This is a genomic window from Pseudomonadota bacterium, from assembly GCA_016711215.1.
Lineage (GTDB): Bacteria > Myxococcota_A > Polyangia.
Window position 1 is genome coordinate 38108 of the sequence record JADJTL010000001.1, and the last position, 14006, is coordinate 52113.

Here is a 14006-nt window from a genome sequence, read left to right on the forward strand (position 1 = left end):
GGGTCATGGCGGTAACCGTATCGCGGCCCAAACTCTGTACGCCACCGCGGGCTTGTTCCGCCGCTCTGCTCAGGAGCCCACTGCTAGAGGTCCAGGGAAGCGTCTTCTCCTGCTCGACGACCACGGAATAGGCGCCTCTGGCGCTCGTCGCTACCTTCGTCCAAATGGCTACGCCAACCTGGCCCAACCCCTCCCAGCCTTTGAAGGCTGATGGCGTCCGATGCGGCGAGGGGAATAGAGCGGTCGGTCCCACCAGAAGGCCTTCCTTGCCCGCAAGCGAGGTTGGGCTGGGAACCAAGTCCGTCCGCGCCCCGACCTCTGTCCCGGCGACATATGCCGCGGCAGTGACCCCAAGGACGCCCGCACCGACAAGTGAAGTGGGTATTGCAGCAGCGGGCGCGTACCCGGCGAGGGAGTGGCTCGCAGTAATCACCGCCGCTTCGAGCGGTCGATCGACCACGTAGTTTCGCGCGGGCGCGTTGATTCCGAGGACCCCTAACGCGCCAACAGCGCCCACCAAAAGCGCGTTGCGGGTCGATCGTCCAACGCGCCTTACGATCGATGTCCCATGGGGGGTTGCCCAAGCAGGCTGCGCAAGGGCGCCCAGGCTAAGGCTGGCAAAGAGCAGAAGCGCAATCGAAGGCGTGCGGCGCAGCATCATGGGACGTTCCTTTCGGCGGTCTGGCGAGGGGCCTATGCATAGCATGTACCACGGCGTGCGCAGCTCGCTGCCGCAGGTGCGGCGGCGGCCGGCTCGCTATTTCGGTGGGTTGCGGCCGCGGGGGCGGGATGGGGGGCGGCGGCCGGGCTGGCCGGGGTGGCTCGTTTTCGACGAGGGCAGGGGCTCAGGCTGCCTTTTAGGGCGAGGTCCTCGCGTGGCCTCGCCCTCAGCGGCCTCGCCCTCAGCGCCCGTGCTGCTGGTCTTCGCGCCGGCAAAGAGGCTACAGGCGGGGTTGTGGGTCTCTTCGTGGTGGGCAAAGCCGAGGCTGCGGAGCAGCTCGACGAAGGCGCGGCGGGCGGCGGCGTCGAGCTGCAGGCCGAGCAGCACCCGGCCGTAGTCGGCGCCGTGGTTGCGGTAGTGGAAGAGGCTGATGTTCCAGCGGCCGCCCATCTCGCGCAACAGGCCGAGCAGGGCGCCGCGGCGCTCGGGGAACTCGACCCGCCAGAGGGTCTCGTCGCGCAGCCCAGGGGCGTGGCCACCGACCATGTAGCGAATGTGCAGCTTGGCGGTCTCGTTGTCGGTCAGATCGACGACGCCGTAGCCCTCGGCGACGAGGCGGGCCGCCAGCGCCTCGCGCTCGGTCCGACCCTCGCTCAGCTCGACGCCGACGAAGACCTGAGCCCGGGTCGCGTCGTGGTAGCGGTAGTTGAACTCGGTGACGCTGCGCTCGCCGATCGCGCGGCAGAAGGCGAGGAAGCTGCCCGGCCGTTCGGGGATGCTGACGGCGAAGATCGCCTCCCGCTCCTCACCGAGCTCGGCGCGCTCGGCGACGTGGCGCAGCCGGTCGAAGTTCATGTTGGCGCCGCTCTCGATCGCTACCAGCGCGGCGCCGCGCAGGCGCTCGCGCGCGACGTATTTCTTCAGCCCGCGAGGGCCAACGCGCCAGCCGGCTCGGCGATGGTGCGGGTGTCCTCGAAGAGATCCTTGATCGCGCCGCAGGTCTCGTCCGTGCTCACCAGCAGCACCTCGTCCACCACGCGCCGCGCGAGGCGGAAGGTCTCGCGGCCGACCTGTCGGACGGCGACGCCGTCGGCAAAGGGGCCGACGCGGTCGAGCGTGACCCGCCTGCCGGCGGCGAGGGCGCGCGAGAGGGTCGGGGCGTCGTCGGGCTCGACGCCGATCACGCGCGTCTCCGGGCGTACGAACTTGATATAGGCGCCGACGCCGGCGATCAGCCCGCCGCCGCCCACGGGCACGAAGACCGCGTGCAGCGGGCCGCTGTGCTGGCGCAACAGCTCCATGCCGATGGTGCCCTGGCCGGCGATCACGTCGAGGTCGTCGAAGGGATGCACCAGGGTCAGCCCGCGCGCCTGGGCCAGCCGCTGCGCATGCGCGCCAGCCTCGTCGAAGCTGTCGCCCTCGAGCACGATCGTGGCGCCGAGCGCCTGCACCGCCTGTACCTTGATCGTCGCCGTGGTGCGCGGCATCACGATCAGGGCCTCGAGCCCGAGCTCGCGCGCGGCCAGCGCGACCCCTTGGGCGTGGTTGCCGGCGGAGGCGGCGATGACGCCGCGCCGGCGTTGCGCGTCGTTGAGCTGGACGATCTTGTTGTAGGCGCCGCGGAGCTTGAAGGAGAAGACCTGCTGCAGGTCCTCGCGCTTGATCAAGACGCGGTTGCCGAGGCGGCGTGAGAGGCGCGGCGCGGGGCTCAGCGGGCTCTCGCTGGCGACCTCGTAGACGCGGGCGCGGAGGATGCGTTCGATCATTCGATTGAGCATCGGTGGAGCATACGGCGCGCGCCGCTGAGCGCGCCAGCGAGCTGTGGCGCGGCAGGCGCCGGGCGCGATCGGTCGCGCCATCGCTGGACGGGCTGCTCGAAGGGGCTGCTAGGCGGGGGGCGGCGTGGCGCGTGCCGGCGAGCGCAGCGCCAGATCGCGGCGCGGCGCCTGGCGGCGGAAGCGCACGTGCAGGTGATCGGCGTGACCGCGCCAATGACGCACCAGGCCGCGGCGGCGACCCGGGTACTCGAGGAGGCTCGCTAGCGTCTCCGCGGCGTAGCCTTGCGCGCGGGCGTGGACGTAGAGCGCGCGCTGCAGGCGGCGGTCGAGGAAGATCACCTGCACGTCGCCGGTGTCGATCAGGCGCAGCAGCAGAAACCAGGTGCGCTCGAGGTCGAGGGTGCGTGGTGTCGCGCGAGCGTAGCCGAGCGTCTCGCGCTTGAGCACGACGCGGATGTCGACGTCCTGGCCGGTGTCGTGCGAGAGGTGCGGCCGCAGTCGTCCGCCCCAGCGACGGCTGAGGTCGTGGACCCAGATCGGCGAGGCCTCGGGGAAGTGCTCGTGGTAGGCGGTCATCACCTCGCTCAGGCGCTGCACCGTCAGCGCCGTGCCCCAGGCCTGATCGGGCGTCCGCACCTTCAGGCCCGGGCGGTCGGTGAGCTGGACCAGCCCATGGATGCGGCGATAGCGGCGTCGGTGGCGCGAGCGCCGCTGGGCGGTGCCGCGGGTCGCGAGCGCGCGCCTTGCTCGAGTCCGCGTGGCGCTGCGCGTCGAGGGCGTGAGGGCGGCTGAGGTCGCGACGGAGGGGGCCCCGAAGCTCGCGGCCGGTGCGGCGTCGAGCAGCACCGTGGACACCGTCGAGGCGAGGATGGTCGGGTCGGCGCCGGCCGCGCTGAGCCCGCCGAGCAGCGTGGCGGCGGCGAAGCTAGACAGAAACGAGTAACTTGGCTTACTGACCATGCATCGGATCATGAGCAGCTAGCGTGCCAGCGAGCCTACCGGCGGTAGCCCCGCGGCGGACGCAGAAAAGGCGAGTCATCACGAGAAAGCCTCGCGCGGCGCCCTGCGCAGGCTGCAGCCAGGCGGCCACAGCCTGCAGCCTCCAGCCTGCAGGCAAGAGGCTCGTCAGGGCCGCTCAGGCCGGTCGGCCGGGCGCAGCGCGCCAGGCCCTGGCGTGTCGTGTCAGGGGTCTGTCAGTGGCGCGGTCGGATCGCCTCGGGGGACAGCGCACGATAGGGCCGGCCGTCCTGCGCCGCGAAGAGGTCGGCGATCTCGGCCGGTCTGAGGATGTGGAACTCGCCAAACTCCTCTCGCGCCTCGCGACGTGGGGTGTCGCGAGGTCCCGCGGGCCCCCTGAGCCAGGTGGCGAAGGGCTCGAGGTGGAGGGCGTTCAACGTGAAGCGCAGGTCGCCCGGGTCGCCCTCGAAGGCCCGCGCGCCGAACGCTTCCTGGAGGAAGGCGAGCTGCCGGGGACTCGCCTTGGTCGTGCCGCCGAAGGGCACGAAGCGGGGACGCGAGGAAGCCTTCGGGAAGGGTGATCGCACGAGGAGGATTCGATCCAGGCGTGGGTCGGGCTGCGGAAGCGTCAGGGCGATCGGAAAGCTCACCGTGACGCGGACGATCCGGGGCAAATCCATGCCGGCCGGCAGGCCGCTGGAACGGCTGCCGAGGGGCAGGCTCCAGTCATGAACCTTGCGCTCGGCGGCGCTCAGGTCGCCGACGAGGGCGAGCCCGGCGTCCCAGGTGACGGTCGAGTGAATCCGGGGCGCGATCAGCTCGCTGCGCGGGATCCACCGCAGATCGTTCCGCTCCGCCGTGCGCTCCTGGAGCGCTGCTCGCCAGTCCGCCGGGACGATCAGCCGCTCGCGCCTGAAGAACTTGGCTGTCGGACGGCCGTGCTTGCCCCCGGGACCGAAGTAGACGTCAAAGGGCTGCGTCGTGCCCGCTGCGGAAGTACCCCGCGCGTGGGCCCCGCCCGTCCAGTCGGCGCGCGCCTCGGCGGAGCCGAGCAGCACGAGCGTGAAAACAAGCCCTGCGGTGAAAGTGGCCCGGTGAAACATAAGGACTCCCCCCATTTTCGACCCCCCAGCGCGAGTCCGCGTCTCCGCGCCCTCGTGCCCCCCCCTACCCCCAAAGCACAACCCAAGGCCAAGCGTCCTAGACGAAGACCACGGTCTTGTTGCCGTGGACGATGATGCGGTCCTCCAGGTGCCAGGCGACGGCGCGCGCCAGCACCTGGCGCTCGATGTCGCGGCCGAGCCGTCGTAGCTCGCCCACCGAGTGGCGGTGCGAGACCCGGATCACATCCTGCTCAATGATCGGCCCGGCGTCGAGCGCCGCGGTGGCGTAGTGCGCCGTGGCGCCGATCAACTTGACGCCGCGCTCATCGGCCTGCTTGTAGGGGTCGGCGCCGGCGAAGGCGGGCAGGAAGGAGTGATGGATGTTGATGATGCGCTGCGGGTAGTGCGCGACGAAGTCCTCACCGAGGATTTGCATGTAGCGCGCAAGCACGACCAGGTCGGTCTGCTCGGCCAGCAGCTCGAGCATGCGCCGCTCGCCGGCCAGCCGATCGTCGGGGTTGATCGGCACCTCGTGGAAGGGCACGCCGAAGTCCTCGACCGCGCCGCGCAGCGTTCCATGGTTCGAGATGACCATCGTCACCTGCGCCGGCAGCTCGCCGCGGCGCCAGCGCCACAGCAGCTCGAGCAGGCCATGGTCGGTCTTCGAGACCAGGATCGCCATGCGCTTGAGGTCGCTGGCGTAGCTGATGTGCCAGCGCATGCCGAAGCGGGCGGCGACGACCTCGGAGAAGCCGCGCTCGAGGGCGCTGCGCGAGACGTCGAGGTGCGGCGTCTGGAACTCGAGGCGCAAGAAAAACGTGCCGCCGCTCGGATCGGTGGAGTGCTGATCGAGGGCGGTGATGTTGACGCCGTGGTTGTAGAGGAAGCCCGTGACCGTGGCGACGATGCCGGGGCGATCGTCGCAGGTGATCAGCAGCCGCGCGGTGGTGTCGCGGGCGTTGCGGCTCACGCGCCCTGCTCCGGCCTCATGGCAGCAGCACGCTGGCGCCGCTGGTTTGCCGGGCCTCGAGCGCGCGATGCGCCGCTGCCGCCTCGGCCAGCGGCCAGCGCTGGCGCAGGTCGAGCTTGATGGCGCCGTCGCGGACGAGCGCGAAGAGCGCCGTCGCGCTCGCCAGCAGCTCCTCGCGGGTGGCCGTGTAGTCGCCGAGCGCGGGCCGCGTGAGGAAGAGCGAGCCGCGCTGCGCCAGGATGGCCGGATCGAAGGCTTCGGGGCGTCCCGAGGCGTTGCCGAAGGCGACCAAGAGGCCCCGCGGGCGCAGGCAGGCGAGGGAGCCCTGGAAGGTGCTGCGCCCGACCGAGTCGTAGACGACGGGGACGCCGGCGCCGTCGGTCAGCTCGCGGACGCGCGCGACGAAGTCCTCGCGCGTGTAGACGATCGGATGGTCGCAGCCGTGGGCTCGCGCGAGCGCGGCCTTGGCCTCGCTGCCGACGGTGCCGATCACCGTGGCGCCCAGGTGCTTGAGCCACTGGCAGGCGATCAGCCCGACGCCGCCGGCTGCCGCGTGGAAGAGCACCGTCTGGCCGGCCTCGACGCGGAAGGTGCGCCGCAGCAGGTACTCGGCGGTCAGGCCCTTGAGCAGCAGCGCGGCGGCCTGCGCGTCGTCGAGAAAATCGGGCAAGGGGACGAGTAGCGTCGCGCGGAGCACGCGGGCCTCCGCGTAGGCCCCGGGCGGGCCGCCGGCGTAGGCCACGCGCTGACCGACGCGCACGGCGCTGACGTCGGGCCCGACCGCCTCGACGACGCCGGCCGCCTCCAGGCCGAGGCCCGAAGGCAGCGCCGGTAGCGGATAGAGCCCGCTGCGGTGGTAGGTGTCGATGAAGTTGAGGCCGATCGCGCTCTGGCGGATCAGCGCCTCGCCGGGGCCGGGGAGGGGGAGCTCAATGGGCTCGATCCCGATCACCTCGGGACCGCCGACGGCGTGGATGCGACAGGCGCGGATCATCACTGGGGGCAGCTCCTCGGTGGCCACGATAGCAAGGAGTGTGGCAAAAAAGAACGTCCCAAGGCGGGAGGAGCGACGATGGTGGCAACAGATACGCTCGAGCAGTTGGCGCGCCTCGACCTCGACCGCCGCGCGCGCAGCGGAATCCCCGAGGTGATCTTCGCCGAGCGCAAGGAGCTCGAGGTCCTCTGCGCCATCGCTGAGCGGATGGCGACGGCCTGCGGGCGCGCCCTGCTCTCGCGCGTCGAGCCGGGGCTGCAGGCGACGCTGGCGCAGCGCTTGGCGCCGCGCTTCGTCGTCGAGGTCCACGCGCAGGCGCGCATGGTCGTCGTGCGCCGCGCTGAGGCTGCAGCGCCGAGCGGCGGCGGCGTGATCGGCCTGCTGGCGGCCGGGACGGCGGATCTGCCCGTGGCCGAAGAGGCGCGGGTGATGGCGCAGGAGATGGGCTGCGAGGTGCTTCACCACTACGACGTCGGCGTGGCCGGGCTGCACCGCCTGGTCGAGCCCCTGCGCGAGCTGCTGGCGCGCGAGGTGGCGGCGGTGGTCGTGGTGGCGGGCATGGAGGGCGCGCTGCCGACCGTCGTCAAGTCCTTGGTGCCCGTCCCGGTCATCGGCGTACCGACCTCGGTGGGCTACGGCTTCGGCCGGCCGGGCGAGGCGGCCCTGATGACCATGCTGCACTCCTGCGCCCCCGGGCTGACGGTCGTCAATGTCGACAACGGCCTGGGCGGCGGGGCCACCGCGGCGCTGATCGCGAATCGGGTCGCGGCAGCGGCCCTCGGCCGCAGCAGCTCTGTCGAGGCGCTCGTCAGCGCCCTCTAACGCGAGCGCTGCGCGAGCCTTGTGCGTTCCGTGATCCCGGAGGTCGGGGTATAATTCCCCGCAAGCGAGGCGCGCGACCGTGCCCAACGAGCCCGTCGACAAACATCGTTGCCTCCACGATCCAGCCTACCTGGCCGATACCCTGCGCCAGGCCTTGGCGTCGGTGGAGCTGGACTCGTTGCTCTGGCGGCTCGCCGAGCTCCTGCATCAGCGGATGGGCTTCCACTGCGTGTCCTTCGGCGTCGTCGAGGGATCGGGGGTCACCTTTCGCACCCCCCACGGCGCGCGCTCCGATTGCCCCTTGCAGCCGCTCGGCGCCTGGCAGCGCCCGCAGCAAGCCGGGGCCCTGGCGAGGGTCCTCGAGCGGCGCGAGACCGAGCACTGCGCTGGCAGCCCTCCAGGCGCGGAGGTGGCCGCGGCCACCGAGGGCGGTGTCGGGCGCGGCTGCACGCTCGTGCCCCTCGTGCACCAGCAGAGCGTCGCCGCCGTGCTGGTCGTGGCCGAGCCGGGGGGGGGGCCGCTGGCGGCGGACGAGGTGCGCCTGCTGGAGCGGGTGGCGGCTCTGGCGGCCCCGAGCGTGCTGGCCGCGGCGCGTTTGGATCAGGAGCAACGCCGCGCCGGCTACCTGCAGATCGAGAGCGAGGTCGGTCGCATGGCGATGGCCTCGCCGGATCGAGGGCAGCTCCTCGGCATGGTTTGCCGCGGGTTGGTGGATCGGCTGCGGCTGAGCTTCGCCGCGCTGGTGATTTGTGACGAGAGCGGCGGGTTCCCGGTGCTGGCGCGCTACGCCAGCGCTGCGCCCTTCAGCGAGGGCGTGGACGCCGAGCGCTGGCCCGCGCGGGTGCTGGCCGGGGCGGGGGCGGCCGCCCTGGCCGAGCACGCGCCCTGGTGCTGCGACGACCTGAGCGGGTCGCCTGGCGTGCAGCCGATCGTCGTCGGCACCCGCTCCGTCCTGGCGCTGCCGATCGGGCTGCTCGGCGACGTCGTGGGCGTCTTGGCGGTCGAGCATCCGACGGCGGGGTACTTCACCAGCCTCGAGCGGGCGCGGATGGGCGACCTGGCGCTGATGCTGGCGGAGGCGCTGGACCACGCGGAGATCTTCGACCAACAGCAGCGCCGCTGGCAGCATTTGCTCTTGGCCAACGAGATGGCGCGGGTCGCGAGCGAACGCCTCAACGTCGAGGAGATCGCCTGCCGCGTGGTGAGCGAGCTGGCGCATCGCTTTCGCTATCCGACGGTGGCGCTGTGGTTGGCGGAGCCGCCCCACGTGGTCTTGCGGGCCGTCCGGAGCCAGCTCGCGCTCGATACGGGCGTCGGCGACCGCGAGCGCCTGGGAGAGGGCTGCGCCGGCTGGGCGACGCAATACGGTCGCGTGGTTCGCGTCGACGAGGCCGAGCAGCTCGGCGATCGTCGAGCGCTCGGCGCCGGGCGCGAGAGCTTGCTCTGCGTGCCCATCGGCAGCCCGGATTGGCCGATCGGCGCGTTGCAGCTCGAGAGCCCGGAGCCGGGCGTCTTCGGCGAGGATGATGAGCTGCTGCTCGAGGCCCTGGCCCACGCGCTGGCGGGGGTCTTGGCGGGCGCGCAGGCGCTGGCTCGGACCCAGCGGCTGCGTGAGGACCTGACGCGGATGATCGTCCACGATCTGCGCAATCCGCTCCAGGCGGTGCAGCTGGGCCTGGGCTCGCTGCTCGCCAGCGAGCGGCCGGCGGTCGAGGCGCGCGAGCGGCTGCGGGAGAGCGGCCGCTGCATCGACGAGATGCTGGCGTTGGTCAGCAGCCTGCTCGACGTGGCTCGCTTCGAGGATGGCAAGATGCGCTTGCGTCTGGCGCCGGCCGCGCTGAATGACCACATTCGCGCGGTTGTCCGCCGCTACGCGCCGCTGGCCCGCGCGAAGGCCGTGCAGATGACGACCGTGCTCTCGCCGCAGCTCCCCGCGATGCAGCTCGACGGCGAGCTGATCGAGCGCATGCTCGCCAACGTCGTCGGCAACGCGCTCAAGTTCACGCCCGAGGGGGCGCCGGTGACGATCCAGAGCGCGCTGCTGGAGACGCCGCGGCCAGAGTGGTCGTTGCCGGCGGGGACGGTGCTGGTCAGCGTGCGCGACAGCGGCGAAGGCATACCGACCGAGTACCACGAGAAGATCTTCGAGAAGTTCGGTCAGGTCGAGGCGCGCAGGGCAGGGCTGACGACCTCGACCGGCCTCGGTCTCGCGCTCTGCCGCTATGTGGCCGAGGCCCACGGCGGGCGCATCTGGGTCGAGAGCGCGCCCGACGACGGTTCGACCTTCCTGATCGCCTTGCCGCTCGCCGCCGCGGGCGGCAAGCTGGCGGGGGCCGGCGCCCGGTCGCTCGCCTCGGGGGAATAGCCCCCGGCCGCTTCGGGTTTTGGCCCGTCACGGCGCGCCGCTGACGCCAGCCGCCGACCTCAGTCGCGCAAGGCCGCCGCGGCAGGGCTGATTGCGCAGGGCTGATTGCGCAGGGCTGATTGCGCAGGGCTGATTGCGCAGGGCTGATTGCGGCGCGCCGCGGCGCCGTGCTAGCTAGGCGCGCGTCTGGGTCTCAAGCGGGCGGGCTGATTGCGAGGGAAGAGGGCATGCAGAGCGAGCTACGTGCGATCAACGAGATGGTGATGGCAGAGAGCGGGCTCGTCGAGCGACTGCGCGGCGAGGTCGGCAAGGTCATCGTCGGTCAGAGGCAGATGGTCGATCGCATCCTGATCGGCCTGCTGACGGCGGGCCATGTGTTGCTCGAGGGCGTGCCGGGCTTGGCCAAGACGATGGCGATCAAGACCATCGCCAAGACCATGGACCTCGCCTTCGCGCGGATCCAGTTCACTCCCGATCTGCTGCCCGCCGATATCGTGGGCACGACGATCTACAACCCCCATACGGGGCAGTTCTCCGCCAAGACCGGGCCGATCTTCGCCAACCTGGTGCTCGCCGACGAGATCAACCGCGCCCCGGCCAAGGTGCAGAGCGCGCTGCTCGAGGCGATGCAGGAGCAGCAGGTCACCCTCGGCGACACGACGCACGCGCTGCCGACGCCCTTCCTCGTGCTCGCGACGCAGAACCCGATCGAGCAGGAGGGCACCTATCCGCTGCCGGAGGCGCAGCTCGACCGTTTCATGCTGATGATCAAGGTCGGCTACCCGACGCCCGAGGAGGAGCGGTTGATCATGGACCGCATGACCGCCGGCGCCGCGCCCGAGGCGTCGACGGTGATCCGGGCGGCGGAGCTGCTGCAGGCGCGGCAGGTCGTTAAGCAGGTCTATGTCGACGAGAAGATCCGCGATTACATCGTCAGCGTCGTGACCGCGACCCGCCGGCCGCGCGAGCATGGGTTGGGCGAGCTGGCTGACCACATCGAGTACGGGGCGAGTCCGCGGGCGTCGATCTACCTGCTGCTCGCGGCGCGGGCGCACGCCTTCTTGCAGCGGCGCGGCTTTGTGACGCCCGAGGACGTCAAGGCGATCGGCGCCGACGTGCTGCGGCATCGGATCATTCTGACCTACGAGGCCGAGGCTGAGGAGGTGACCAGCGAGGACCTCGTGCGCCAGCTCTTCGAGCGGGTCGAAGTGCCGTGATCGACCGCGAGCTGCTGCGCAGGATTCGCAAGATCGAGATCTACACCGGTCGGCTGGTCAACGATCAGCTCGCGGGGCAGTACCACAGCGTCTTCAAGGGCCGCGGGATGGCCTTCTCGGAGGTGCGTCAGTACCAGCCTGGCGACGATATCCGCCTGATCGACTGGAACGTCAGCGCGCGGATGAACGACGTCTACGTCAAGCTCTTCAGCGAGGAGCGCGAGCTGACGGTGATGCTCCTCGTCGACATGAGCGCCTCGAGCGCCCTCGGCAGCCAGCCGAGCAGCAAGCGCGCCCTGACGGCGGAGGTGGCCGCGACCTTCGCGTTCTCGGCGATCAAGAACAACGATCGGGTCGGCTTGATCATCTTCAGCGATGGCGTCGAGCGCTTCGTCCCGCCGAAGAAGGGTCGCAAGCACGTCCTGCGCGTGATCAGCGAGATCCTCAGCTACCGACCGCGGCGGATGGGCACTGATCTGGCCGCGGCGCTCGGTTACCTCGGTCGCGTGGTGCCGCGGCGTTGTGTGGCCTTTCTGCTCAGTGACTTCGTCGGCGACGCCGAGCTCCCCTTGCCCGCGCGTGATCTTGCCGCGGCGCCGGATCGGCACGCCGCGAGCGTGGCGGGCGGCGCGGCGGTGTCCCGGATGGAGCGAGCGTGGCGGGTGATCGCACGGCGCCACGACCTGATCCCGGTGGCGATCAACGATCCGCTCGACCAGTCGCTGGCCGGGCTCGGCATCGTGCGCTTGCTCGACGTCGAGACCGGTGAGCTGCTGACCTTTGACAGCGCCGGGCCGGAGGCGGCGGCGTTTGCTCGCCACATGCGCCGCGCGCGGCAGGAGCGGCAGGCCTTCTGGCGCCGCCTCGAGCTCGATGGCATGGAGCTCTCGACGGCAGAACCCTATCTCAGCACGCTGGTGGCGTTCTTTCGCCGGCGGCAGCTGCGGCTCCGGCACGGATGAGCCGGCGAGGGCCTCAGCCGCGGTGGTGGCCGCGCTTCTGCCTCGTGGTGCTGCTGGCTGGCGCTGGCGCCGCGCCGGTGCGTGCGGCCGCGCCCGATGCGGGAACGACGACGGCGGCGCCGAGCTGGGCGCCGAGTCTGACGATGACCATGCGGCCCTCGCATGCCCATGTCGGTGACCCGCTGACGGTGACGCTGGTAGCGCGCTGCCCGCAGGGCGTCGCCGTCAACCTGCCGCTGCAGCTCACCTTGGGCGATTTCGTCGAGCTCGGGCGCAGTGAGTCGAGCAGCGAGCCGACGCCGGGCGCCGCCGCCGCGCCGCGCGTGCAGACCTTCAGCCTGCGCCTCGCTGCCTACAAGCTCGGCACCCTGACCTTGCCGGCGTTGCCGGTGACGGCGATCGGCAAGGGCGGCGAGTTGCTGACGCTGCGGACCGAGCCGAGGTCGGTGCGCATCAGCAGCGTGATGGCCAACGAGCCGAACCCGCGGCTCAAGGCCCTCGAGCCGCCGGTCGTCGTCTATCGTCGCACCTGGTGGTTGCTCTACCTCGTCGGCGGTGTGTTGGCCGCCGCGGCGAGCGCCGCCCTCAGCGTGCTGGCTTATCGGCGACTCCAGGCGCGACGCCAGCAGCGACCGCCGCCGCAGCCCTTGCCCGCGCATCAGCAGGCGCTCGAGCGCCTCGCCGCGCTGCCGATCGACCCGTGGCTCGCCGAGCAACGGCAGAAGACGCTCTACGCTGCGCTGTCGGAGATCCTGCGCGCCTATCTCGGGGCTCGCTGGGGCTTCGAGGCCCTCGAGATGACCACGAGCGAGGTCCAGACGGCGCTGATCCTGCGCCTCGTGCCTGCGGAGCAGCGCGCGCGCGTGCAGGGGCTTTGTCAGGTCTGTGACCTGGTGAAGTTCGCCAAGCTCCAGCCGGAGGATCAGGCCGCGCGTCAGGCGGTGGCCGAGGTCGAGGCGATCGTGCGCGTGATGGCGGCGAGCGCGGAGGCCGGCCTGCGGCCAGCGACCGCGCCGATCGCGGCGGTGGCGCCGTGAGCCGCTCGACGAAGGGGCAGGACCTGCCCGAGGCGGCGCCGGCCGTGACCGCGCGGCGTGCGCCAGGCCCCTGGGGGTTGCTGCTGACCGTGCTTGCTGCGGTCGTGGCGCTGCTGGGTTGGGCGCTTTCGTCGGCCGGACAATTCTCCTTCGGTCGGCCCTGGGCGCTCTTGCTGCTGCTCGTGGCGCTGCCGCTGGCCTACTGGCTGCTCTTCGTGCTCCTGCCGCGGCGTGGCGCGCATCTGCGCGTCTCGAGCACGAGGGTGCTCGGGCGACTGCGGCCGGGTCCGATGGCGCGGCTCTTGCCTCTGCCTGGGGTGCTGCGGCTGGTGCTCTTGGCCTTGCTCATCGTGGCGTTGGCGCGCCCGCAGACGCGCGAGCGTGGCGGCGCGATCGAGGTCGAGGGGATCGACATCGTCGTCGCCCTCGACCTCTCGAACAGCATGGAGGCCGACGACCTGGTCCCCAATCGGCTGGAGGCCGCCAAGCGCGTGTTGGACGGCTTCATCAGGCGGCGCCGCAGCGACCGGCTCGGCCTGGTCGTCTTCGGTCGCGAGGCCTACACCTATTGCCCACTGACCCTCGACTACTCGGTCTTGATCAACCTGCTCGGCGGCGTGCAGCTCGGGCTGATCGACGGCGCGGCGACGGCGATCGGCAATGGTCTCGGGCTCGCGCTGGCGCGGCTGCGGCCGAGCGATGCGAAGAGCCGTGTCGTGATCCTGCTGACCGACGGCGACAACAACGCCGGCAATCTCGCACCGCGCGAGGCAGCGCGCTATGCGCGCGACATGAAGGTCAAGGTCTTCACGATCCTGATGGGGCAGCACGCGCCGCCGCGCGGCGCGGGGGCTGATCCGCTGGCCGGATTAGGGCGGTCGTCGCAGCGGCTTCCGGCGAATCCAGCGCTGCTGGAGTCGATCGCGCGCGAGACGGGAGGCCGCGCCTTCCTGGCGACAGATCGTGGCGCCCTCGAGCAGACCTTCGAGACGATTCTCAGCGAGCTCGATCGCACGACGCGGCGCGATGTGGCAGCGTTGCACCGCGATGCGCAGCAGCCCTTCCTCGCGCTGGCGCTGCTCTTACTCTTGCTGGAGGCCGCCTTGCGCCTGACGCGCCTGCGCGAGCTGACCTGAGGAC

General features: G+C 71.2%; 10 protein-coding genes and 1 pseudogene. 6 read left to right on the forward strand and 5 right to left on the reverse strand.

Annotated elements, in window-relative coordinates:
* Positions 1-757: 757 nt before the first annotated feature.
* The 5 genes and pseudogenes from ilvA to IPL40_00155 form a co-directional block, all read right to left on the reverse strand.
* Positions 758-2439 (reverse strand): annotated as a pseudogene (ilvA, locus tag IPL40_00135) (threonine ammonia-lyase, biosynthetic).
* A 108-nt stretch (positions 2440-2547) separates the two neighbouring features.
* Entirely contained in the window at positions 2548-3399 is an 852-nt protein-coding gene (locus IPL40_00140; protein ID MBK8479579.1) for a penicillin-insensitive murein endopeptidase, read from the reverse strand.
* A 233-nt stretch (positions 3400-3632) separates the two neighbouring features.
* Entirely contained in the window at positions 3633-4499 is an 867-nt protein-coding gene (locus IPL40_00145; protein MBK8479580.1) for a hypothetical protein, read from the reverse strand.
* Positions 4500-4596: 97 nt separating this feature from the next.
* Positions 4597-5469, reverse strand: a complete 873-nt coding sequence (gene purU / locus IPL40_00150) for a formyltetrahydrofolate deformylase (GenBank protein ID MBK8479581.1) — start codon at positions 5467-5469, stop codon at positions 4597-4599.
* A gap of 16 nt (positions 5470-5485) precedes the next feature.
* The gene (locus tag IPL40_00155) at positions 5486-6463 is read right to left on the reverse strand and encodes a quinone oxidoreductase (protein MBK8479582.1); all 978 of its coding nucleotides are present in this window, start codon (positions 6461-6463) and stop codon (positions 5486-5488) included.
* Between the two features lie 78 nt (positions 6464-6541).
* On the opposite strand from IPL40_00155, the gene larB reads away from it, so the two are divergent.
* The 6 genes from larB to IPL40_00185 all read left to right on the forward strand — a co-directional run bounded on the left by larB (position 6542) and on the right by IPL40_00185 (position 14002).
* Complete coding sequence (gene larB / locus IPL40_00160) at positions 6542-7285, forward strand: nickel pincer cofactor biosynthesis protein LarB (protein MBK8479583.1); 744 nt, start codon at positions 6542-6544, stop codon at positions 7283-7285.
* 79 nt (positions 7286-7364) lie between these two features.
* Positions 7365-9650 (forward strand): GAF domain-containing protein, encoded by a 2286-nt coding sequence (locus IPL40_00165; protein MBK8479584.1) that lies wholly within the window; start codon positions 7365-7367, stop codon positions 9648-9650.
* A gap of 227 nt (positions 9651-9877) precedes the next feature.
* Positions 9878-10867, forward strand: coding sequence for a MoxR family ATPase (locus IPL40_00170; GenBank protein ID MBK8479585.1), 990 nt, complete (start codon positions 9878-9880; stop codon positions 10865-10867).
* Positions 10864-11829, forward strand: a complete 966-nt coding sequence (locus IPL40_00175) for a DUF58 domain-containing protein (protein ID MBK8479586.1) — start codon at positions 10864-10866, stop codon at positions 11827-11829. The genes IPL40_00170 and IPL40_00175 overlap by 4 nt, the downstream gene beginning before the upstream one ends.
* Positions 11826-12866: a hypothetical protein gene (locus tag IPL40_00180; protein ID MBK8479587.1), complete on the forward strand. Its 1041-nt coding sequence runs from the start codon at positions 11826-11828 to the stop codon at positions 12864-12866. Before IPL40_00175 ends, IPL40_00180 begins: the two co-directional genes overlap by 4 nt.
* Complete coding sequence (locus IPL40_00185) at positions 12863-14002, forward strand: VWA domain-containing protein (GenBank protein MBK8479588.1); 1140 nt, start codon at positions 12863-12865, stop codon at positions 14000-14002. The genes IPL40_00180 and IPL40_00185 overlap by 4 nt, the downstream gene beginning before the upstream one ends.
* Positions 14003-14006: the final 4 nt, after the last annotated feature.